Below are 21,613 nucleotides of genomic sequence, written 5' to 3'. Positions count from 1 at the left end.
TTAATACTTATTAAATTTATATTATTATTAAATTTTTTGGTGACTTGGAAAGAACTTCATATCCATCCTCAGTAACCAAAACTAAATCTTCAATTCTAACTCCAAACTCATTAGGAATATAAATACCAGGCTCATCTGTAATCACCATTCCTGGTTTCAAAACATTAGATCCTGCAGGACTTATTCTAGGATTTTCATGTACTTCTCTACCTACTCCATGGCCAAGTCCATGACCAAAATATTTTCCATAACCCTCTGATGTAATTATATCCCTTGCCACTTTATCGACATCAGTTCCTGTAAGTCCAGGTCTTATTGCTTTTAAAGCTTCTTCTTGTGCTTTTAAAACTGTGTTATATACATGAAGCATCTTTTCTGAAGCATTACCCATAACTAATGTCCTTGTCATATCTGAACAATAGTCTTTATAAATACAACCAAAATCTAGCGTAACAAAATCATTCATTCTAATGACTTTATCCGTTGGTTCGCCGTGTGGTAATGCTGATCTTTCACCAGAAGCAACTATGGAAGGAAATGAAAGTCCTGAGCCTCCATATCTTTTTAACCAGTATTCAAGCTCTACAGCTACTTCCTTTTCTGATACCCCTGGTCTTATAAATTGTAGTATCTTATCAAAAGCTTTATCTGCAATAGATGCCGCTTTTTTTATACATTCTATTTCATCATTGTCCTTTATAACTCTTAATTCTTCTATAATTCCTTCAAGTGGAACCATTTCGCAATTAAAGCTTTCTTTGTATGCAATATAGTTTTTATACGTAATAATATTTTCTTCAAATCCTATTTTTCTTATATTTAACTCTGCTATTGTATCTCTCAAAAAGTCTTCTATTTTACCTTTGTATTCTCTTATTTCCATTCCCTCAACTTGTTCTTTAGCTTGTTGAGTGTATCTTGAGTCTGTTATAAAAACCGATTTTTCTAATCCTATTATCACATAGCTCTCGTCACCAGTAAATCCTGATATATAGTTTCTATTGTGATCTCCAATCAATAATATTCCGTCTATTTCTTTAGATTTCATTGAATTTCTTAAATTATCAATTCTATTTTTATACATTTTTTCACCCCTATGTATCTTTAAGGTTTAATAACTTTATTAATATTATTAATTAATGCATCTACAGCCATAATATATCCATAATATCCAAAGCCACTTATGACCCCAATGCAACCTTCTGCAGTAATACTTTTTCTTCTATATTCCTCTCTACCATATATATTGCTTAAATGAACCTCAATAATAGGTATATCAACACCTCTTATAGCATCTAAGATTGCTATACTATAATGTGAATAGGCTCCAGGATTTATTACAATTCCCGAATACTTATTTATACTTTCACCAATAGCAGTAACTATCTCTCCTTCACAATTACTTTGAAAAAAATCTATATATATATCATCATCTTTAGTATTCTCTTTTATAATATTATTAATATCCTCTAAAGTAAGATTACCATATATATCCTTTTCTCTTGTGCCTAGTAAATTTAAATTAGGTCCATTTATTATCAATAATTTCAATGGTTGCACATTTAACAATCCCTCTCGATGAATTATTTATATAAACTGGAATACATTTGAACAATGATATTTTATCAAAACTTCTACTTATTTGCAAATAATATTGTACAATTATTTCATTTTATCTATAATTGATTTTATAATTTCATCCAGTGATATATTATAATTATCTACTATAAGTTTAGCTTTATTATAAATTGGTAATCTTATTTTATATAGTTCTTTTAGTTTTTCTTCCATATTTCCTACTAGTAAAGGTCTTTTAGTTAAATTTCTCTTCATCAATTCTTCTATAGGCACTTTCAAAAAAACTGTTAATCCTAGGCTGTTTAACACTTCCATATTGTCGTTATATATGGGAAAACCTCCTCCAGTAGAAATTATATGATTTTCATAATTTTTTATTTCACAAAGCAAGTTTTTTTCCAATATTCTAAAGTACTTTTCCCCGTTTTTCTTAAATATGCCTGTTATGGATAGACCAACTTTTTTTTCTATTAATAAATCTGTATCTATAAAATTATATCCTGTTGATTTACTTAGTTTTTTACCTAATGTGGTCTTTCCACATCCTGGCATACCAATTAATATAATATTAATAACATCCTCTCCTCTATTTACTATAGATATTATTATAATATCATATATTTTACTTCATTTTCATAATATATTTTAACAGTGAATAGTTATTTTTGTATATAGTATACTCCATGGATAATAAGTAAAATGAAATTATTAAGCACAAAAGCCCTACAAAAAATGTATATGTAATTATAAATCCTTCTCTTTTTTTACACCAAAACATCTTTCATATTCCTTTCCACTCATAGTAATAATATTTATATATACAGTGTTTTCTATATCCTCCACTAAAAAGTTTTTTACATTTAGCATTATATTATTAGTTGGCCCATAATTACTTTTACCATAGGAGATTATAATTTTTCCTCTATTATATTTAATATAATCACTAACTCCTTTTGTAACTATTTTTATTTCACTATCACTTTTATTTTTTAATATTTCTACATGATCTCCTTCTTTTAGCTTCTCTTCAATATAAATAAATGCTTGATCTACATAAAGTTCTTCTTGTTTGTAATTCATATTCTTTCTATAGTTATACAATTGAAGAGTTAAATTTTTCCCCGTCAATACAAATATCATCGTAAAAACACTTATATATACAATAACTTCAATTGTTGAAAACCCCTTCTTCATAGAATCTCTAATTCCTTTATAAATTTATATTCATAAGATTTATCCCCAAATATGTATAATATATCTATTTCATATACTTGGTTTTCATCATCTTCTCTTGTAATATCTAATAGAATATATGGCATTTTATCCCTTGGTAATTTCAACTTACCCAAAGAATATAAATTTCCTGATTTTAAGTTTTTTACATTCATATCTTCTCCATAAAAATAAATCGGTGAAATATTATTTATAGTTTCTATATCCTCTGCACAAGCATTATATTCTAATGTATTCTTTAGCCCTTCCAAAAAATATATGGAGTTTTTAAAATTTGAATTATAGTTTTTTAACTTTAAATAATTCATTGTTACTAATGCTGATGAGATAAATAAAATTGTAAACAAAGATATGCTTATTGTTACTTCTACTAAAGAAAAAGCTCTTTTATTTGATTTGAACATGCCCAGTACCCACTGAAATAGTTATTTCCTGTTCTTCATTGTTCCTATCTCTATACTTTATAGTACACCCATTGCTAGTTCTGCCAAATCTATTTATATTTATCTCACTATTTACAGCATTTACAAAAGTAAACTGAAATCCTTTAGGTAGTTCATATTCATTTAATTTTTTCATGTTTGTATAAAACATCATAGTATTCTCCTTTTTAGAAAAGTATACCCTTCCTAATATATAATTTTCTCTACAATATTGCTTACTTGTATTAACAAAGCTTAAAATTGAATTATTACAATTAATCACGTCTACCTTATTAAATACTCTATTAAATCCCACATAACTGAATCTAAACATCACTAAAATTCCAATGAAGAAGGTTATAGATAACATTAACTCAACTACCGTAAATCCACTTTTCATCTTCCTATTCATATCTAGATTTTACTTCTAACTTGTATCCCTCATTATCTATATTAACGCAATAATTTTGGTCACTTATTTTAAACCATATTAATGCATTGTCATTAGAAGTATTCACAGCTAAATCATAATCCTCATCTTTTTCACTAATAATACCGATTAATTCTTCAATATTCCCCTTTATTTTATCACTTTCAAACTTTCCATTTGATTCAGCATAGCTAATCATCGCAGCCGAATATATTTGTCTTGCAATATTATCAGCTTTTATATAATTAGCTTTTGCACTATATCCCTTAAATTTTGGAATTAACATGCTCATAAATATAATCATTATGGACATTACCAATAATAATTCTATTAAAGTAAATCCCTTTTTCTTACTATTAATCTTGATCTTAATGTTAATCAATTTTAAAACCTCCGTAATTTATATTCCAATTAATGAATCCATCAAGTTTACTATTGGAAATATAAATATAAACACTAGCCCTCCAACAAGCAAAGACATCATAGTAATAATTACTGGCTCAATATATTTTGCTAATTTAGAAAATGAATATAGAACTTCCTCTTCGTCCATAGATGAGAGTTTATGTAACATCTCTGGCAATTCACCTTTTTCCTCTGCTGAAGTAATTAGAATAATATGCTTCTTATCTAACAATCTATAATCATTTAAGGATTTGCTAAAGCTTCCCCCTCTTAGAACATATTTTTTAGATTTATCAAACATATCAATTAATAGAATGCTATTTAATGTATTAGAGGCTTTTTCTACAGAATTTACAATATTTATACCGGAGTTTAGCATAAATGCTAATGCTAGAAACCCTCTAGATATTTGAAGTTTTTTATAGGTTTTTCCTATGTAGGGAATCTTAAATATAAGTTTATGTAATAATTCGTTTCCTTTTTTAAATGAGATAGCTAATAAATAAAAAGATATGATAATAGTTGGTATTATAATATAAAGATTTTTGTAAATTGATGTGATAACAAAGAAGAATATTGATGTAACTTTAGGAATATCAACTTTAAATTCTTTTAACATATTAATGTATTGAGGTAAAATATAAATTACTAGAAATGATATAATTACATTAGCTGTTATAAGTAAAAATAATGGATAAATTAGCATTTTTCTAATTTCCTTTTTAATATGGAACTGTCTTTTATAATAATTGCTTAATCTTTCTAAAGTTTTTGATAATATTCCTGATTCCTCTCCTACTCCTATCATCTCTATATAAAATTTAGGATATATTGTTTCAAAATCCTTTAAGGCGGAGTAAAAGCTCTCTCCTAAATATAATTTTTCCTTTATGTTTTTAAGGCTCATATTGATATTACTCTGAAAATATTCTTCCATCAAACCCATAGCTGATGGTAAACTTAATCCGGCATTTAGTAAAGAGGATATTTCACTGCATATGATATATAAATCTTTTTCATTAGCCCTTCTTTTTAACTTTAATTTATTTAGTATTATTATCCTCCCCTTCTATTTATAACTTATTTACTTCTTCTAATGAGGTTATCCCTTTTTCAACTAAATCCATTGCTCTAACCTTTATAGATTTCATTCCAGATTTTATACTATGATTTCTAAGTGCACTAATGGAAAAATTGTTAATTATTATATCCTTATGTATTTCATCTACTTCCATTAATTCATATACTAAAGTTCTACCCAAATATCCTACATTATCGCAAAGGTCACACCCTTTACTTTTAAATATTTTAACTCCTAATTTCACACTATTGTCCTCTTCTTTGCAGTATGGACAAAGTGTTTTTATCAGTCTTTGAGCTATAACAGCTACAATTGAATCCCCTACTAAATATTTAGGTATACCCATATCTATCAGCCTTAATAAAGATGTTGGAGCGTCTGAAGTGTGAATAGTTGACATGACTAAATGACCTGTTATGGATGCTCTTACAGATATTTCAGCAGTTTCTTCATCTCTTATTTCCCCTACCATTATAACATCCGGATCCTGCCGTATTATGCTTTTCAATCCTTTTGAGAAAGTAAATCCTATTTTATTATTTACATTTACTTGGTTAATTCCATCAATAGAGTATTCCACTGGATCTTCTAAGGTAATTATATTATTATTTTCATTATATATTTCATTTAGCATCCCATATAAAGTAGTTGTTTTTCCACTACCAGTAGGGCCAGTTATTAATATCATCCCTTTAGAATAACTCAATAATTTTTTTATTTTTATTATTTCTTCCTCATCAAAACCTAGGTTACCTAATTCTATAATTTTAAATGTATTATATAATATTCTAATAGATACTTTTTCTCCTTTTATAGTAGGTAATATAGATACCCTTATATCATGGATTTCTTCTTTATATTCAAATTGAAATTTTCCTTCTTGAGGCATTCTTTTTTCAATAGTATCCATGTCCGACATTACTTTAATTCTTCCTACTACTTTCTCGTATCCTTCTAGAGGCAATTTATGAAAATCATATATACTCCCGTGAATTCTATATCTAATTCTTATATAATCACTACAAGGATCGATGTGAATATCACTTGCACCTTTCTTTATAGCTTCCGTTAATATATGATCTATAAAAGCTACAGATGAAGATAGCATTCCCTAAGCCTCCTTTCTTCTTATCATTTATTTCACATTATATCCCTTTACAAAGATATTAAACAAAAATTTCCATAAACCATTGAACATACTCTTATTTTTGAATTTAAAAGAAAAACTGTACCAAATCTTATTTGTTACAGTTTTTCAACTAATTGCTTCCTATTATTCTATATTTTGATGCATTTATCGATATTAAGCTATTGGAGTTATCCTTAGGATTGTATTTAAACACTTCGTTATTTTGATCATCTAATCCTGTATAGCCACAATAATAAACTAATCCTTCATGGTCTATTCTCAATCCTCCATAGGGATCTACTTCTGCTGGAAAGTCGAAAGTCACTCTCTCAACTTTATTGTTTTCTAAATTTATTGAATATAATGCTGGCAATCCACTGCCTTTTTCTAATCCTATAATATATATAGTATTGTTAATATTATTATAAGCTCCATCATATATTTCTTCTATGGACTCACTTATGGAAATAATTTCATCACTATCTTTTTTATAGAGATAAATAGTGTTTTGATTTAAATCTCTTGCTAAAATCATTAGGTTGTTTTTATAGGGTAAAAAATAAGTGTAATAACCCTTAGGTAATTTTGTATATATTTCTTCTTTATTATCCTTAATATTATATTTATATACTGCAGTAGTTCTCGTTTCGTCACAAACACCATAATATAATATTTCATCATCATTTATCCATTGAAATAAATTTCCCGAAACCAGTACACTACTATTAAATTGAATCTTTTCTCTAGTATCAATTTTATATAAAGATAAACCCTCAGCGCTATCTAATGATTGGCTAGAATAACTCCTATACGCAAGGTTACCCCCTTTAGGAGAAATCCTTAAATCTCTTGCATAATAAAATTCATTTATATTAGTCAATTTATCATTCTTTAATATGTTTATGCTATTCTTTTTTATTTCATCTTTATCGTGAGATAATAGAATATATAAATCCTCGTCTTTTTTATATGCAATTTCTGATACATATTCTAAGCTATCAACCTTAGCAAGGGAATTATTATTTATATTATAAATATTAGATTTAACATCCTTATTCTCAGTAATCATTACATCGTTAAATTTAAAATTAGTTGCTTTAACTTTAGTTCCAAAATGTTCTTCATTTGTTTTGCTGCAGGATGAAGCGGTAAGGGCTAATATCATAGTCATCAATAAGGAGATAAACTTAGATACTGATGGCATCTTATAAATCTATTTCTCCATTATACACAATTTCTGCTGGTCCAGTCATCATTGTACCATTAGGAGTAATTTCTATAAAAAGAGTTCCTCCTGGTAAATCAACTTGCACCCTGCTGTCCACTAATCCTACCTTATTTGCAACTATTACACTTGCACAACTTCCTGTACCACATGCAAGAGTTATACCCGGTCCCCGTTCCCATGTTTTTACCTTTATCCTATCCTTACTTAATACTTCGCAAAAATTAACATTTGTTCCCTTTGGAAATAAGTTTAGCTTTTCAATATAGCTACCTTCTATCACGTCAAACTCCTCTAGATTGCCAAATATAACTGTATGGGGTACTCCCATGAAAAGTGATGTAATATTATATGTCTTTCCATTTACCACTATAGACTTATTTATAACTTCTTCATCACACAATACAGGTATTTCTTTTGGATCAAAAGAATGCATCCCCATATTTATAGTAATATCAGTAACTTCCCCATTCCTTACATTTATCATAGCATACTTTATTCCATCTCCAGTTTCTATCTTAATTATATCCTTTTTACATATTCCTTCATTATATACATATTTGGCAAAACATCTTATTCCATTTCCGCACATTGAAGCATAAGAGCCATCCCCATTAAAAATATCCATTTTTATATCAGCAATTTTACTATTACTTACTAATATTAAACCGTCTCCTCCAATACCATAATGCCTATCACATAGCTTCTTAGCTATTTCTTCTCCTCTTTTCAGTAAATTGTTATGAAAATCTTCAATAACAATAAAATCGTTGCCATTTCCATGCATTTTTATAAATTTCATTTAATCCCCTCCTAAACTCCAGAAATAGTTTACTATTTTAAAGCTGTAATATCAATAACAAATTCAACTTTATTTTAATTTTTTATAGTGTTATACTATTATTCATAATTACACTTGAAAGGATGATAACTTTGGCATTAGACGGTATTTTTTTATATAGTATATCAGAAGAATTAAAAAATTCAATTATAAATAGTAAAGTAGAAAAAATTAATCAGCCTGAAAAAGACGAACTAATATTACTACTTAGAAAAGATAGATCTAATTATAAACTTCTTATAAGCGCTAGTCCTGTTTATCCTAGAATACATTTTACTAATGCTACTAAGGAGAACCCACTCTCCCCTCCTATGTTTTGTATGCTTCTAAGGAAACACTTGAATAGCTCTAGATTAGTAAATATACGTCAGCTAAATACTGATAGAGTAATATTTTTAGATTTTGAAAGCAAAGATGAGCTCGGCTTTAATAGCATCTACACTCTAGTAATAGAAATTATGGGTAAGCATAGTAATATTACATTAATAAGGGAAAGAGATAATATTATAATGGATAGCATTAAACATGTCACTCCTAATATGAATAGCTTTAGGTCTCTTTACCCTGGAATACCTTATGTATTTCCACCAAGCTCAAATAAATTGAATCCTCTAAATTATAACTACGAAAGTTTACGTACCTTTGTATCAGAAAAAAATGTTAAATTTGATAAAAATTTTTCTGCAAAGGTATTTGAAGGAGTAAGTAGTCAATTTTCCAAAGAAATTCATTTTAGGATTATAAAAAGTGATATAGAATTACATATGAATAACTTACAAGAAGTAAATAAAAAACTTTCAGAAATATTCGACCTTATAAAAACTACTAGCTTTTATTTTGCCTCTTACAAAAATTCAGATGGAAATAAGGATTTTTATTGTTTAAAATTATATAACTTAGAAGGATATTCTATAGAAGAATTTTCTACTCCTTCAGAATTGATAGATAAATATTATGCAGATAAAGATAAAGGAGATAGGCTACATAGCAGAACTTCTAACCTTCAAAAACTTATAAATAATAATTTAGATAGATGCTACAAAAAATTAAATCTGCTTAATAATAATTTAGAAGAATGTAAAGAAAAAGAAAAATACAGGGTGTGGGGAGAACTACTTACTGCAAATATTTATAATATGAAACCTGGAGATAGTGAGATAAAAGTTTTAAATTACTATAATGAAGATGAAGAATATATAGATATCTTATTAGATCCAAACAAAACACCTTCTGTTAATATACAAAACTATTATAGAAAATATAATAAATTAAAAAAATCCGAAGAGATTTCTATAAAGCAAATTGAAGCTACAGAAGAAGAAATAAAATATCTCCAATCAGTTCTAACAAACATAGCTAACCTAGAAGACTATAAAGGTATAGATGAGATAAAAAAGGAGCTTATGGAAGCAGGATATATTAAATTTAAAAGGGATATGAAGAAAAAGGATTCTATAAGCAAACCAATACATTTCCTTTCTTCTGAAGGTATAGATATATATGTTGGAAAAAACAATATTCAAAATGATTATTTAACATTGAAATTTGCAAATAAAAATGATATTTGGATGCATACAAAAAACATGCCAGGTTCTCATGTAGTTATAAAAACCTCAAAGAAATTTACAGATAAAACTTTAGAGGAAGGGGCAAATCTTGCAGCATATTACAGTAAAGCAAAAGATTCTTCTAATGTTCCAGTGGACTATACTGAAATAAGAAATGTCCACAAACCAAACGGTGCTAAACCAGGCATGGTAATTTATTATACTAATAAAACTATATATATAACTCCTGAGGAACCAAAACTTGAGAGAGTAAATTAAGGTAAATCATTGAGGATTCTGCTTAAGCAGAATCCTTAGTTTAACTCTCAATTATCAACTCTCAATTTTCAATTAAAGAACCTCAATCATTATAGGACAATGATCTGATCCCATCACGTCCGTTAATATTTTAGCATCCTTTATATAAGGCAACATATTATTTGATACAAAGAAGTAATCTATTCTCCATCCTGTGTTTCTTTCTCTAGCTTTAAATCTATAACTCCACCAACTGTACTCAACCTTATCTGGATATAAATATCTATAAACATCTGTGTATCCATTTTCAATAAATTTATCAATCCACGCTCTCTCAATGGGTAAAAAACCTGATGTCTTTTCATTTGCTTTTGCATTTTTTATATCCATCTCTGTATGAGCAGTATTATAATCTCCACATACTATTAACTTTTTTCCTTCACTAATTAATGAGTTACAATATTCCAGCATAGCATCATAAAAATCTAATTTGTATTGAAGCCTTTCTTCATTCATCTGCCCATTTGGAAAATATATATTTAGCAAAGTAAACTCATTATACTCTGTCACCAATATTCTTCCTTCATTATTAAATTTTTCAATATGTATACCTCTCTCAACTTTTAGTGGTTGTACATTTGTGTAAGTAGCTACACCACTGTATCCCTTTTTATCTGCAAAGCTGAAATAAGATTTATACTCTTCTATATTAGTTAAATCATCTTTTAACTGTTCTTCTTGAATTTTTGTTTCTTGAATACACAATATATCCGGTTTTTCTTCTTCTATCCAACTATAAAAATTCTTCTTAGCTATTGCCCTTAACCCATTTACATTCCATGAATATATTTTCATTACTCTCACCTTCTATTATTATAAATTTTCATAGCAATAAGTTATATGCTTATTTATTATTCTTATTTATATAAACATTCATAGCATATATAGATTTATAGGCTAAAAATATAAATGCCATTTTTGCCATTATGGTAACGACAGAATCTATTACACCACATAGACTTAATAGTTCTACCATATTAATATTTCCTCCAATCTTAGGTTCACTATCCTTTATACCTTTAATTATATATAAAACCAATAAAAAAAACAGTAGCTAAGCTACTGTTTTTCTGTTATTTTCATCTATATTTTCATCTTCTTCAGTTTTACTTTGTTTTGGTAGTGCTAAATTTAATATTATTCCAACTAAAGTTGCTAAAGCAACTCCTGCTATTTCAACTGGTGAACCATTCAACTCAAAGTTAATTCCTGCTCCACCTATTCCAAGAACTATTATAACTGAAGCTATTACAAGGTTTCTTTTTTTACTAAAATCTACTTTGTCCTCTACAAAAACCCTAAATCCTGAAGATGCAATTATACCAAATAGAAGAATGCTTACTCCGCCCATAACTGGCATAGGCATTGTTTCTATTATAGCTGATACAGGTCCTATGAAAGACAGTATTATAGCTATTATTGCAGCACCTACAATTACCCATACACTATAAACCTTAGTTATTGCCATAACTCCAATGTTTTCACCATAAGTAGTATTGGGAGGGCCTCCTGCAAAACCTGCAAAAACAGTTGCTAATCCATCTCCAAGTATGGATCTGTGAAGACCTGGTTCCTTTGTAAAATCTTTTCCTATAACATTGCTAGTTACATATACATGTCCAATATGTTCTGCTAATGTTACAAAAGCTACAGGTGCCATTAATATCATGGCATTTATATTAAACTTTGGCAACATAAAAGGTGGTAATTGAAAGAGCTTCGCGTTTGTAATTTTAGCTATACTTTCTGGTGGTATTACACCTAACATTAAAGCTGCTGCATATCCAGCAATCATTGATATGAGGATAGGAATAACTCCTAAAAACCCTTTAAAATACATTGTCCCAAATATACCAATACCTAAGGTTATCACTGATACTGTTATCCATGCCCATCTTGGTACATGCGCCATTGAAGGGTCTATAAATCCTGAATTCAATCCTGCCCAATTAACAGCAACCCCTGCCAATCCTAATCCAATAACTAAAACAACGGAACCTACAACTACCGGTGGTAAAAGTTTGTTTAACCAATCTGTACCTGTTAAGCTTATTATATAAGCTACAATTACATAAACTAATCCTGCGGCAATTATACCAGACAACATAGCATTAGGTCCAAAACTTGCAGATGCAACGGTCATGGGTGCTATAAATGCAAAGGATGATCCAACATATGCTGGAAGCTTAGCTTTAGTACATAAGGTATAAATTAACGTTCCCACACCACTACAGAAAAGTGCCATAGATGGACTCATCCCTGTTAGCATAGGTACTAGAATAGTCGCTCCTACCATAGCAAATAAATGTTGCAAACTTAGTGGTATTGTTTTACTAATGGGTAATTTTTCATTAACATCGATATAATTTTTCATATATTATTCCTCCCTTTTTAGTCTCACTGAACTAATTTAAAAGATTTTTGATTTTTATCTATATATTATATTTCATAAATCTTTACTGAGTCCACTCCATCAATTTCTTCTACTTCTACAGAAACTATTTCGCTCTTTGATGTTGGTATGTTCTTACCTACATAATCAGGCCTTATTGGTAATTCTCTATGACCTCTATCTACAAGTACTGCAAGCTGGATCATTTTAGGTCTACCATTTTTAAATATTGCATCAATAGCAGCTCTTACAGTTCTTCCTGTGTAAATAACATCGTCTATTATTATTACGTTTTTGTCCTTTACATTCACACCTATTTTTTCATCACTTACCTGTGGTTGTGCATCGATGCTTGTTAAATCATCCCTGTATAGTGTAATATCTACACTTCCTACAGGTATATTTGTTCCTTCAAAATTTTCTATATTCTTTGATATTCTCTCTGCTAAAGGATATCCTCTTCTTTTCACACCGATTAGCACTATATCCTCTACGCCTTTATTTTTTTCAATTATCTCATGAGATACTCTTATTAAAGCCCTTTTTATAGATTTATCGTCTAATATAGATGCCTTAAGTTTCATAAACCCTTCACCTCTTAACCATAAGCTTTTAATTAAATATAAAATTAAAGCCTTGACCCATTGTAGAGTCAAGGCGTAAAATTCTAAACAATTACCTAATTACATCTCTCTTAATTAACGCCTTATAATCTCTCTGGATCATTTAAAGGAATTTTAATTTATTAAATCATACCATATTAAAATGAGTAATGCAACTACTTTTCTAAAACACCTAATATTTTCTTAAAATGTTCAGGTATATCTGTATCGAACTCCATATATTCCTCCTTTGTGGGATGAATAAATCCTAATTTCTTAGCATGGAGCATTTGACCTTGTAAATTAAATTTTTGTTTTTTATATCCATACACTGGATCACCTACCAATGGATGACCTATGTAAGCCATATGAACTCTTATTTGATGCGTTCTTCCTGTCTCTAGCTTGCACTGAACAAGGGTATTTGAATTATAACGTTCTAAGACCTTAAAATGGGTAACTGCCCTTCTTCCTTTAGGAATTACAGAAATTTTTATCCTCTCTACAGGATGTCTTCCAAGTGGGGCATCTATAGTTCCCTCATCTTCTTTTATAACTCCTTCTACTAATGCAACATAAACTCTAGTCATAGTATGTTCTTTAAGTTGATAAGCTAATTTGTTGTGAGCAATATCATTTTTAGCTACTACTAACACCCCTGAAGTATCCTTATCAATTCTATGTACTATACCAGGCCTAGTTATCCCATTTATTCCAGACAAGTCCTTACAATGGTGTATTAGTGCATTAACTAAAGTACCTTTATAATTACCTGGAGCCGGATGCACCACCATGCCTTGTGATTTATTAACTACTATAACATCATTATCTTCATATAATATTTCTAAAGGTATTTCCTCCCCCTCCACATTTAAGGGAATCGAATTAGGAATTCTTATGGTAACTATATCTCCATCTTTTAATTTATAATTACTTCTTTTCACCTTATCATTTACTTTTATTTCTTCTTTTTCAATAAGTCCTTGTATAAATGATCTTGATTTTCCATCTAAATGCTCTGTTAAAAATACATCCAATCTCGTATTTTCAAAATCCTTATTTATCAAAAATTCCTTTATCTCCATAATTTTCTTCCTTTAATATAAAAAATATTAGTAAAATCGCACCGCATGTAACTAAGATATCCGCTACATTAAATGTTGGAAAATAATATTTATCTTTATAATGAATCAGTATAAAATCCACTACATATTTATATTGGATTCTATCAATAAGATTGCCTATAGCTCCACTTATTATCAACGCTAAACTAATTCTAAGTAAAATACTTGTTGGCTTATATTTAAATAAATATACCATTAAAGCAATTGTTATTATAGATGTAATTCCCGTTAAAAAGAATAGTTTGTCTCTAAATATTCCAAAAGCAGCACCTGTATTTTCTAAATATGAAAATTGAAAAAAATCTTTAATGATCACCATATCTGTTCCCGATGACAAGTTTTTAACAGCCCAAAACTTAGTAATCCTATCTATGACAATGCCTAAAATTATAATTATTATTTCCATTAGAACACCCCCACTTTTTTATTTCAAGTGAAAAATTAAAAGTGAAAAGAGAAGGGGTATTGGATAAAATTTTAATTCAAAGATCAAAATTCTATCCTAACCTCTTCATTATTCACTAATATAAAGTATTTTTATATTGTTGATTACTTATTCTTTCAATTGGTTCTACTACTCCATCTTCCTCATCTTCATAATATTCATCATATATCTTCTCTCTGTTATTATATCTACCTACCCCTTGATAGCTATCTTCTCCATCGAATCCTACTTCTCCTAAACGGTTAAAGCCCGTGTAAAACTCTTCTAAGGCCCTATTCTTAGGTGCAAAATCCCTTGTGTGTAAATTTCCATTTACTAGGTAGTTTTCCTCTTTTTGACAATCCGCACAATATTCTGCGTAAGGTATAAATTTTAATCTCTCTTCATTAATTTCTTTACCACATTTTTTACAGTTTCCATAACTTCCTTCTTCTATCATCTTCAATGCTGAATTTATCTTGTTTAATATGTTCATTTCATTTCCTTTAAGGGCCAATCCTCTTTCTTTGTCAAATAATTCAGTTGCTACGTCGGCAGGATGATTGTCATATACAGATAACTCATTGGACATTTCACTGTTGGAATCTATAGTCTCCGTATTTTTCATAAGCAACAATAAATCTTCTACATCTTTCTTTTCCTCCAGCAATCTCCTTTTATACATTTCCATGCTTTTATTATCCATAATTATAGTTAACCCCTTTCTCCTCATAGATTTTTGTAACTATAATTATTTTTTCTTTAATTCATTAAATTATTCTAATAAAGTCCTTAAAATAATCTATAGAATTAGGAAATGATATTTCGCTGCAGCTCCAGTTTTTTATTTTTGTCCTACCGTGATTTCTCATAGCTATGCTTAAAAAACTCATAGCAATTCTATGGTCATTATAGCTATCTATATTTATATCTTTATTAAAATAACTATTTCCACCTTTAATTATTAGATCTCCAGAATTAAAATAAGCTTCTATACCACAACTATTTAAATTACTTATTATAGCCTCTATTCTATTGCTCTCTTTGTACTTCAGTTCTTCTACAGACTTTATTATAGTTTCTCCCTGACTAAAAGCTGCTAGAATAGATAATATTGGTATTTCATCGATTATATGTGGTACTTCTTCCTCTTTTATTATTAAACCTTTTAAATTGCTACTCTTAACTTCAACTGTACCAATCTCTTCATTGTTTACCATATCTTCAACCATATAATTTATATTGGCTCCCATTTTTATTAATATATCTAAATATTTTCTTCTTCTCTCATTTAAAAGTAATTTTTCTATTTTTATAAAATTATCTTTGCCTAATAAGGCTAAAGAAATTAGAAAAGCTGCTGAAGATATATCACCTGGCACAGTAATATCCTTAGATTTTATAAAAGAATTTTTTATTTTTATAAGGTCATCTACAACATCTATATCCGCTCCAATGTATTTAAATAACCTTTCTGTGTGATCTCTTGTGGGTAATTTTTCTTTCACCTCAGTGATTCCAGGAGATAAAAATCCTGAAATAAGCAAACAGGACTTAACCTGAGCAGAAGCTACAGGCATATTATACTCCATTCCTTTTAACCCTTTGCTTTTTTCAAAAATTAAAGGAAGATTGCCATTATTGCTAACTATATTTGCCCCCATTTTTGTTAATGGCATAGTTATTCTATCCATTGGTCTTTTGCTTAAGGAAATATCTCCTGTTAATCTTCCTTCTATATTTAACGCTGCTAATACTCCTGATAACAGCCTTACAGCAGTTCCTGAGTTCTCACAGTTCAATTCTTCCACTTTCTTATTAAAGTTTAGGTACCCTGGAGATTCTACATAAAGTATATCATCTATTTTTTTAACCTTTAGACCTAGTTTAGTCATACAACTCAAAGTAGCTTCACAATCTTTACTATTGGGAAAATTAAAAATTTTATATTCTCCCTTAGGAAGTCCCCCAATTATAAGTGATCTATGGGCTATAGATTTATCCCCTGGCAAAGTGTAAGTGCCACAGACATTTTCTTTATATCCACAGAGGGTTAATATATCATCTATCATACCAATCTCTCCAATAATAATGATTTATCCATTATGCTTTTTACAGTATCTATTGATACGGTTTGCCTTGCATCAGATACAGAATTGTCGGGACTAATATGACTTTCAATTATAAGACCATCTGCTCCAGTAGCTATTGATGCTATGCTCATTTTAGGTACTAATTCCCTTAATCCAGTACCATGGCTTGGATCTACAATTACAGGTAACCTGTATTTTTCTTTTATTACTGCTACACTATTTAAATCTAGTGTATTTCTAGTATAACTTTCAAAGGTTCTTATACCTCTTTCACATAAAACTACATTCATATTTCCTTCTGCCATGATGTATTCAGCTGCATACAACCATTCAGCTAAGGTTGCGCTCATACCCCTTTTAAGCAAAATAGGTTTATCAGTTTTTCCTACTTCTTTTAAAAGACTATAATTATACATATTTCTGGACCCTATTTGGATCATATCAATATATTCAATAGCTTTTTCTACATCCCTTGTATCCATTATTTCTGTGACAAAAGGCATATTAAACTCTTCACTTATTGCCTTTATAATTTTAAGTCCATCATCTTTAAGCCCTTGAAAATCATAAGGAGAAGTCCTAGGTTTAAATGCACCACCTCTTAGAATATGGACTCCGATGTTTTTTAATTCTTTTCCTATCTTCCTCATAGTTTCGTAGTCTTCAACAGAGCAAGGACCAGATATAAAAACTTTTTCGGTTCCACCTATAACAATATCCCCTACTTTTACCTTTATCCTTTCCCCACTTTTTAAATCTACTAGTAAATCTTTCATTCAATTATCACCTACATAGTTTCTAACATGTTTTTAAGTATAGTTACTGAATTATTGACTGCAATCGGCTTAAATTTTTCATAGTCCATGTGTGCACCGTTATTAGCATTATCTGACGCTGATCTAATAACTACAAAAGGAATATCATTTAAATGACATACCTGTGCCACACTTCCTCCTTCCATTTCACAAGCTAATGCAGAAAACTCTTCACTTAACCATTTAATTTTATCTGAGTCAGCTATAAATTGATCTCCAGTTACAATTCTTCCCACAAAGTACTTACAATTATTCATTTTCTCACAAGCTCTTTTTGCCTTAAGTAGTAGAGTTTCATCGCACTTAAAATCAAAAGTATCTAATCTTGGAATTTGCCCTCTCTTTTCCCCGAAAGCCGTTGAATCCATATCATGCTGAACTAAGTTCTCTCCGATGATTACATCACCTGGATAGACATCATTTCCTACGCCTCCTGCAACTCCTACATTGATAACTGCATCTACATTAAAATCATCTATCAATATTTGAGCGCATACTGCTGCATTCACTTTTCCTATACCACTTTTAACTATGACTACTTCATTATTCCAAAGTTCTCCATGGTTAAACTCCATGCCTGCCTTTACTAATTTTCTTTCTAATTTTAAATCCTTTAACAGTGGTTCTACCTCTTCAATCATTGCACCAATTATTCCTATAGTCATTTTTACTCCCCCTTGCTTATACTATTCTTTAAAGCACTATATAACTGTTCTTTACTTACTTTTATTTTTATTTTAGGATCTCCAATTTTATTAAGTAATACAAAGTTTAGATCTTCATCATTTTTTTTATCATGATTAATAGAATACATAAATAATTTATAATTGTCAACTTTGTGTTTAGTAGGTAAATTAAGCTTATCTAAAACCTCTTCCATCTCTTTATAAGTTTCTTTATCCAAAGCTAAAATATCTTCTGACAATTTTAAAGCCACTAAACTACCTAATGCAACAGCTTCACCGTGACTTAAATTTCCATTGGAGGCAATCTCTAATCCATGGCCAACTGTATGACCGAAGTTTAAAATATTTCTCCTTCCTAAATCCCTATAGTCCTCTTCTATAATATCTTTTTTTATCTTTAAACAATTTTTAACTAAATAGAGCATTTTATCATTTTCTCTCTCTAAAATACCCTTTGAATTTTCTCTTAAATATGCAAGCATTGACCCTTCTTTAATAAGAGAATACTTACTTACCTCTCCTAATCCATCAATAAATTGTTTTTTATCTAAAGTTTTCAAAAAATTAGTGGATATATATACAAACTCTGGATTATAAAAACTTCCTATAATGTTTTTTACGCCATTAAAATTATATCCTACCTTACCACCTATACAACTGTCTACTTGTGATAAAAGGGTAGTAGGTATATTGATATATTTAATCCCTCTCATATAGGTAGAAGCAACAAATCCTCCTAAATCTCCTACTACTCCTCCTCCTAATGTTATTAGGATACTGTTTCTATTAGCATTTTTCTCTATCAAAAAAGAATATATATCATTTACAGTATTATAGTTCTTACTTTTCTCTCCATTATTAAAGTAATAAATATCTACTTGAAAAATGTCCTTAAACATTTCTATCTTATCTTTATATAATTCATAAACCTTATCATCAGTTAATAAATAAAATTTAGCCTTGTGCTTAATTCTATGTTCTTCTAAAATCTTAGATAATTTATCTAAATTACTATCAATATACACTTTATAGGGTTTTTGGGATAATATTTCTAACTCCTTCATAAAAACCTCCTTTGACTTACTTATTTACATGCAAAAAATCTCACTCTGTGGTGAGCGAGACTTTATTCTTCAACGAAAAAATTCTTTATTTCTTCAAAACTATCATTTCTAATATCCTCTATAATATTTTCTTTTTCATCAAAGGATATTTCCTTATTTAAATCATCAATTTCTTTTTCCTTAGGCATTTCCAAATCAATTATGCTGCCAATATTATAATTTTTCATGAAATCCTTTTCCATGTCTTCAAACATTTCTATTTGAGATTGCATAAAATTCTTAAACTTGTTTTTAAACATAATAAATTCATTTTTTAGCTTCTCATATTCATCATTTATCTTTACTACATCATTATGAGCCTTATCTAATAGCTTCCTTGAATTTTCATTAGCATTTCTTATAATTAATTCAGATTCTTGTTGTGCAGATTTTTTAGACTGATCCGCAGCATTTTGGGCTAGCAACAATGTGTTTTGTATTGTTTCTTCCATTTTTCTATAATGATTTAAGTTCTCTTCCATCAAACTTATTTTTTCCTTTGTTGATGAGTTCTCTTTATATAAAGTTTCATAACTTTCTGCCACTTCTTCTAAAAACTCATCCACCTCATCCATATCATAACCTCTGAAGCCTTTTTTAAATTCTTTACCCGTAATGTCCATTGCAGTTATTTTCATGCCAAACACCTCGTATTAAACAAATTTTTTAAAATTAACTTTCATCCTTCCACTACCTGTAAATCCATTTTCACCTATGTATTTAAATTTTCCATATCCCCTTATTGTAACTATGGAATTATTAGATAGAATTTTATCCTTATCTTTTATAATTGAATAGTCTATTAGCACCTTACCACCTTCAATTAATTCTGTAGCCTTATTTCTAGATAAGTTAGTTAAAGCGCTAACAATACAATCAATTCTGCTAGAGGTTATAATTAAAAATAAATCTTTGAATTCGAAATCAGGTATTGCCTCTGTATAAACATCGATTAATTCAACTTTGCAAGGGCAATTTCCTATTCCTTTTAAGTTTTCAATAATATATTTACTTAAATCTTCTTTAACAGGTAGATAACAACTATCATCTTTAATTATCAAATCTCCAAACTTTTCTCTCTTTAAACCTAAAGACATTAAAGCTCCTAAATAATCTCTATGGCTTGGAGTTGAGAAGGAAGATAAATTTACAATTCTTATTAAACTTAATGGGTAATACCAGATTTCCTCGGGAGAGAATACCAAAATTCTTCTTTCAGCTTCTTTAAAAACTCCATTGCTATAAACATTTATCGGTAAAACTCCCTGCAGTTGCTCTAATTTTCTCCAAAGATTGGGAGGATAAAAATCTTCTGTATATATCCCCCTATTTGTTTTATTAGCTAAAATAATTTTATCATAAATATTTGAAATCCTGTTTTTATCCTCATACTCCATAGCATTTAAAAAAGAGGTCTTATCTATCATAATATTATAGATAATATTAGTCTTTCTAAAATATTAAGCATAAACAATGCAAAAACAGGTGAAAAATCAATCATTAATCCAGGTAATATCAATTCCTGAATTCTTCTGCCTGGAGCCAATAGAGGTTCAGTAATTGTTCTTATAATCTGAGTGAAACTATTGTTCATAGGAATAAATGATAATATAACATCGATAAGTATTGCCCATTCTACTACATTGAAAAATTTAGTTATAATACTGTATGATAGTCCTCTCATTATTTACCCCCTAATTATTTAGTCCAAGCAAACAATCCCTTACTTGAAAGCTCACTTTTTAGTGTGGTATCAACTTCAACATTAGATGGTGATACTATGTATATTCCCTTTTCTACTTCTTCTAAGCTTCCAGCTAATGCATAAGTTGCACCACTTATAAAGTCTAATAATCTTTGAGCAGTTTTTTGTTCTAATGCTGTAGAATTTACAACAATAATTTTTCTACTTTTTAAATTATCACAAATATCTACTACTTCGTCATATGTAGAAGGTTTTACAATAACTACTTTTGCTGTAGAAGCGGTATGTATGCTAACAACTTTTCCTGGCTTTTTACTTGAAGATTGCAATATAGGTTCAAATTCGTCTTCACTTTCTTCCATTTCTTCTGTTTCCATATCTTCATCAAACTCATCGTATTCATCTTCTAACTTTAGTAATCCCATCATTTTATTTAATATGTTTGCCATTTTATTTCCTC

General features: G+C 29.1%; 27 protein-coding genes. 1 reads left to right on the top strand and 26 read right to left on the bottom strand.

The genetic code is table 11. The annotated features are described in order from the left end of the window. Positions 1-16 precede the first annotated feature (16 nt). The 11 genes from RYO54_RS00530 to dapF form a co-directional block, all read right to left on the bottom strand. Positions 17-1,084: a Xaa-Pro peptidase family protein gene (locus tag RYO54_RS00530; RefSeq protein WP_315114491.1), complete on the bottom strand. Its 1,068-nt coding sequence runs from the start codon at positions 1,082-1,084 to the stop codon at positions 17-19. A 20-nt stretch (positions 1,085-1,104) separates the two neighbouring features. Beyond that, complete coding sequence (aroQ, locus tag RYO54_RS00525) at positions 1,105-1,551, bottom strand: type II 3-dehydroquinate dehydratase (RefSeq protein ID WP_315115054.1); 447 nt, start codon at positions 1,549-1,551, stop codon at positions 1,105-1,107. Positions 1,552-1,662: 111 nt separating this feature from the next. Then, positions 1,663-2,142: a shikimate kinase gene (locus RYO54_RS00520; protein ID WP_315115052.1), complete on the bottom strand. Its 480-nt coding sequence runs from the start codon at positions 2,140-2,142 to the stop codon at positions 1,663-1,665. Positions 2,143-2,322: 180 nt separating this feature from the next. Further along, positions 2,323-2,772, bottom strand: a complete 450-nt coding sequence (locus RYO54_RS00515) for a hypothetical protein (RefSeq protein WP_315114489.1) — start codon at positions 2,770-2,772, stop codon at positions 2,323-2,325. Further along, positions 2,769-3,215, bottom strand: a complete 447-nt coding sequence (locus RYO54_RS00510) for a prepilin-type N-terminal cleavage/methylation domain-containing protein (protein WP_315114487.1) — start codon at positions 3,213-3,215, stop codon at positions 2,769-2,771. The genes RYO54_RS00515 and RYO54_RS00510 overlap by 4 nt, the downstream gene beginning before the upstream one ends. After that, positions 3,199-3,645 (bottom strand): prepilin-type cleavage/methylation domain-containing protein, encoded by a 447-nt coding sequence (locus RYO54_RS00505; RefSeq protein WP_315114485.1) that lies wholly within the window; start codon positions 3,643-3,645, stop codon positions 3,199-3,201. The genes RYO54_RS00510 and RYO54_RS00505 overlap by 17 nt, the downstream gene beginning before the upstream one ends. Beyond that, complete coding sequence (locus RYO54_RS00500; protein ID WP_315114484.1) at positions 3,638-4,045, bottom strand: type II secretion system protein; 408 nt, start codon at positions 4,043-4,045, stop codon at positions 3,638-3,640. The genes RYO54_RS00505 and RYO54_RS00500 overlap by 8 nt, the downstream gene beginning before the upstream one ends. Positions 4,046-4,063: 18 nt before the next feature. Further along, positions 4,064-5,056 (bottom strand): type II secretion system F family protein, encoded by a 993-nt coding sequence (locus tag RYO54_RS00495; protein WP_315115049.1) that lies wholly within the window; start codon positions 5,054-5,056, stop codon positions 4,064-4,066. A gap of 85 nt (positions 5,057-5,141) precedes the next feature. Next, positions 5,142-6,257 (bottom strand): GspE/PulE family protein, encoded by a 1,116-nt coding sequence (locus tag RYO54_RS00490; protein WP_315114482.1) that lies wholly within the window; start codon positions 6,255-6,257, stop codon positions 5,142-5,144. 151 nt (positions 6,258-6,408) lie between these two features. After that, positions 6,409-7,482 (bottom strand): hypothetical protein, encoded by a 1,074-nt coding sequence (locus RYO54_RS00485; protein ID WP_315114480.1) that lies wholly within the window; start codon positions 7,480-7,482, stop codon positions 6,409-6,411. 1 nt (position 7,483) lies between these two features. Beyond that, complete coding sequence (gene dapF / locus RYO54_RS00480; protein ID WP_315114478.1) at positions 7,484-8,305, bottom strand: diaminopimelate epimerase; 822 nt, start codon at positions 8,303-8,305, stop codon at positions 7,484-7,486. Between the two features lie 131 nt (positions 8,306-8,436). Here dapF and RYO54_RS00475 point away from each other — a divergent pair, with 131 nt between their 5' ends. Further along, positions 8,437-10,170, top strand: coding sequence for an NFACT RNA binding domain-containing protein (locus RYO54_RS00475; protein ID WP_315114476.1), 1,734 nt, complete (start codon positions 8,437-8,439; stop codon positions 10,168-10,170). A 72-nt stretch (positions 10,171-10,242) separates the two neighbouring features. Here the strand turns inward: RYO54_RS00475 and RYO54_RS00470 are convergent, their stop codons facing one another. From RYO54_RS00470 to RYO54_RS00400, 15 genes are all read right to left on the bottom strand, one after another. Then, positions 10,243-11,004 (bottom strand): exodeoxyribonuclease III, encoded by a 762-nt coding sequence (locus tag RYO54_RS00470; RefSeq protein ID WP_315114474.1) that lies wholly within the window; start codon positions 11,002-11,004, stop codon positions 10,243-10,245. Positions 11,005-11,053: 49 nt separating this feature from the next. Then, positions 11,054-11,185, bottom strand: a complete 132-nt coding sequence (locus RYO54_RS00465; RefSeq protein WP_315114473.1) for a hypothetical protein — start codon at positions 11,183-11,185, stop codon at positions 11,054-11,056. A 78-nt stretch (positions 11,186-11,263) separates the two neighbouring features. Continuing rightward, entirely contained in the window at positions 11,264-12,583 is a 1,320-nt protein-coding gene (gene uraA, locus RYO54_RS00460; RefSeq protein WP_315114471.1) for a uracil permease, read from the bottom strand. Between the two features lie 65 nt (positions 12,584-12,648). Continuing rightward, on the bottom strand, positions 12,649-13,185 hold the full coding sequence (gene pyrR, locus RYO54_RS00455) for a bifunctional pyr operon transcriptional regulator/uracil phosphoribosyltransferase PyrR (protein ID WP_315114469.1): 537 nt from the start codon (positions 13,183-13,185) through the stop codon (positions 12,649-12,651). A 194-nt stretch (positions 13,186-13,379) separates the two neighbouring features. Beyond that, positions 13,380-14,288: an RluA family pseudouridine synthase gene (locus RYO54_RS00450; protein WP_315114467.1), complete on the bottom strand. Its 909-nt coding sequence runs from the start codon at positions 14,286-14,288 to the stop codon at positions 13,380-13,382. Next, positions 14,260-14,733 (bottom strand): signal peptidase II, encoded by a 474-nt coding sequence (gene lspA, locus RYO54_RS00445; RefSeq protein ID WP_315114465.1) that lies wholly within the window; start codon positions 14,731-14,733, stop codon positions 14,260-14,262. The genes RYO54_RS00450 and lspA overlap by 29 nt, the downstream gene beginning before the upstream one ends. Before the next feature lie 115 nt (positions 14,734-14,848). Next, entirely contained in the window at positions 14,849-15,457 is a 609-nt protein-coding gene (locus tag RYO54_RS00440; RefSeq protein WP_315114463.1) for a TraR/DksA C4-type zinc finger protein, read from the bottom strand. A gap of 64 nt (positions 15,458-15,521) precedes the next feature. Continuing rightward, complete coding sequence (gene aroA, locus RYO54_RS00435; protein WP_315114461.1) at positions 15,522-16,823, bottom strand: 3-phosphoshikimate 1-carboxyvinyltransferase; 1,302 nt, start codon at positions 16,821-16,823, stop codon at positions 15,522-15,524. Further along, positions 16,820-17,620, bottom strand: coding sequence for a 3-deoxy-7-phosphoheptulonate synthase (aroF, locus tag RYO54_RS00430; RefSeq protein WP_315114458.1), 801 nt, complete (start codon positions 17,618-17,620; stop codon positions 16,820-16,822). The genes aroA and aroF overlap by 4 nt, the downstream gene beginning before the upstream one ends. An 11-nt stretch (positions 17,621-17,631) precedes the next feature. Further along, positions 17,632-18,324, bottom strand: a complete 693-nt coding sequence (locus RYO54_RS00425; protein ID WP_315114456.1) for a 5'-methylthioadenosine/adenosylhomocysteine nucleosidase — start codon at positions 18,322-18,324, stop codon at positions 17,632-17,634. Positions 18,325-18,326: 2 nt separating this feature from the next. Continuing rightward, on the bottom strand, positions 18,327-19,409 hold the full coding sequence (gene aroB / locus RYO54_RS00420) for a 3-dehydroquinate synthase (protein ID WP_315114454.1): 1,083 nt from the start codon (positions 19,407-19,409) through the stop codon (positions 18,327-18,329). A 62-nt stretch (positions 19,410-19,471) separates the two neighbouring features. After that, positions 19,472-20,086: a DivIVA domain-containing protein gene (locus RYO54_RS00415; protein WP_315114452.1), complete on the bottom strand. Its 615-nt coding sequence runs from the start codon at positions 20,084-20,086 to the stop codon at positions 19,472-19,474. A gap of 15 nt (positions 20,087-20,101) precedes the next feature. Next, a complete protein-coding gene (locus tag RYO54_RS00410; RefSeq protein WP_315114450.1) occupies positions 20,102-20,875 on the bottom strand; it encodes a YlmH/Sll1252 family protein in 774 nt (257 codons plus the stop codon). Next, positions 20,872-21,132, bottom strand: coding sequence for a YggT family protein (locus tag RYO54_RS00405; protein WP_315114448.1), 261 nt, complete (start codon positions 21,130-21,132; stop codon positions 20,872-20,874). The genes RYO54_RS00410 and RYO54_RS00405 overlap by 4 nt, the downstream gene beginning before the upstream one ends. Positions 21,133-21,146: 14 nt before the next feature. After that, positions 21,147-21,602, bottom strand: coding sequence for a cell division protein SepF (locus RYO54_RS00400; protein ID WP_315114446.1), 456 nt, complete (start codon positions 21,600-21,602; stop codon positions 21,147-21,149). Positions 21,603-21,613 lie beyond the last annotated feature (11 nt).

It is taken from the genome of uncultured Clostridium sp. (genome assembly GCF_963515715.1).
Lineage (GTDB): Bacteria > Bacillota > Clostridia > Clostridiales > Clostridiaceae > Clostridium_AW.
The sequence above is the reverse complement of the archived record's forward strand: the minus strand, read 5'-3'. Positions and strand labels throughout refer to the sequence as shown.

What these genes read in the sequence shown, in the direction of transcription:
- RYO54_RS00530 (WP_315114491.1), bottom strand. Translation starts at nt 1,084, where the DNA reads ATGTATAAAAATAGAATTGATAATTTAAGAAATTCAATGAAATCTAAA.
- RYO54_RS00515 (WP_315114489.1), bottom strand. Translation starts at nt 2,772, where the DNA reads ATGAAGAAGGGGTTTTCAACAATTGAAGTTATTGTATATATAAGTGTT.
- RYO54_RS00510 (WP_315114487.1), bottom strand. Translation starts at nt 3,215, where the DNA reads ATGTTCAAATCAAATAAAAGAGCTTTTTCTTTAGTAGAAGTAACAATA.
- RYO54_RS00505 (WP_315114485.1), bottom strand. Translation starts at nt 3,645, where the DNA reads ATGAATAGGAAGATGAAAAGTGGATTTACGGTAGTTGAGTTAATGTTA.
- RYO54_RS00490 (WP_315114482.1), bottom strand. Translation starts at nt 6,257, where the DNA reads ATGCTATCTTCATCTGTAGCTTTTATAGATCATATATTAACGGAAGCT.
- RYO54_RS00485 (WP_315114480.1), bottom strand. Translation starts at nt 7,482, where the DNA reads ATGCCATCAGTATCTAAGTTTATCTCCTTATTGATGACTATGATATTA.
- dapF (WP_315114478.1), bottom strand. Translation starts at nt 8,305, where the DNA reads ATGAAATTTATAAAAATGCATGGAAATGGCAACGATTTTATTGTTATT.
- RYO54_RS00470 (WP_315114474.1), bottom strand. Translation starts at nt 11,004, where the DNA reads ATGAAAATATATTCATGGAATGTAAATGGGTTAAGGGCAATAGCTAAG.
- RYO54_RS00465 (WP_315114473.1), bottom strand. Translation starts at nt 11,185, where the DNA reads ATGGTAGAACTATTAAGTCTATGTGGTGTAATAGATTCTGTCGTTACC.
- uraA (WP_315114471.1), bottom strand. Translation starts at nt 12,583, where the DNA reads ATGAAAAATTATATCGATGTTAATGAAAAATTACCCATTAGTAAAACA.
- pyrR (WP_315114469.1), bottom strand. Translation starts at nt 13,185, where the DNA reads ATGAAACTTAAGGCATCTATATTAGACGATAAATCTATAAAAAGGGCT.
- RYO54_RS00450 (WP_315114467.1), bottom strand. Translation starts at nt 14,288, where the DNA reads ATGGAGATAAAGGAATTTTTGATAAATAAGGATTTTGAAAATACGAGA.
- lspA (WP_315114465.1), bottom strand. Translation starts at nt 14,733, where the DNA reads ATGGAAATAATAATTATAATTTTAGGCATTGTCATAGATAGGATTACT.
- RYO54_RS00440 (WP_315114463.1), bottom strand. Translation starts at nt 15,457, where the DNA reads ATGGATAATAAAAGCATGGAAATGTATAAAAGGAGATTGCTGGAGGAA.
- aroA (WP_315114461.1), bottom strand. Translation starts at nt 16,823, where the DNA reads ATGATAGATGATATATTAACCCTCTGTGGATATAAAGAAAATGTCTGT.
- aroF (WP_315114458.1), bottom strand. Translation starts at nt 17,620, where the DNA reads ATGAAAGATTTACTAGTAGATTTAAAAAGTGGGGAAAGGATAAAGGTA.
- RYO54_RS00425 (WP_315114456.1), bottom strand. Translation starts at nt 18,324, where the DNA reads ATGACTATAGGAATAATTGGTGCAATGATTGAAGAGGTAGAACCACTG.
- aroB (WP_315114454.1), bottom strand. Translation starts at nt 19,409, where the DNA reads ATGAAGGAGTTAGAAATATTATCCCAAAAACCCTATAAAGTGTATATT.
- RYO54_RS00415 (WP_315114452.1), bottom strand. Translation starts at nt 20,086, where the DNA reads ATGAAAATAACTGCAATGGACATTACGGGTAAAGAATTTAAAAAAGGC.
- RYO54_RS00410 (WP_315114450.1), bottom strand. Translation starts at nt 20,875, where the DNA reads ATGATAGATAAGACCTCTTTTTTAAATGCTATGGAGTATGAGGATAAA.
- RYO54_RS00405 (WP_315114448.1), bottom strand. Translation starts at nt 21,132, where the DNA reads ATGAGAGGACTATCATACAGTATTATAACTAAATTTTTCAATGTAGTA.
- RYO54_RS00400 (WP_315114446.1), bottom strand. Translation starts at nt 21,602, where the DNA reads ATGGCAAACATATTAAATAAAATGATGGGATTACTAAAGTTAGAAGAT.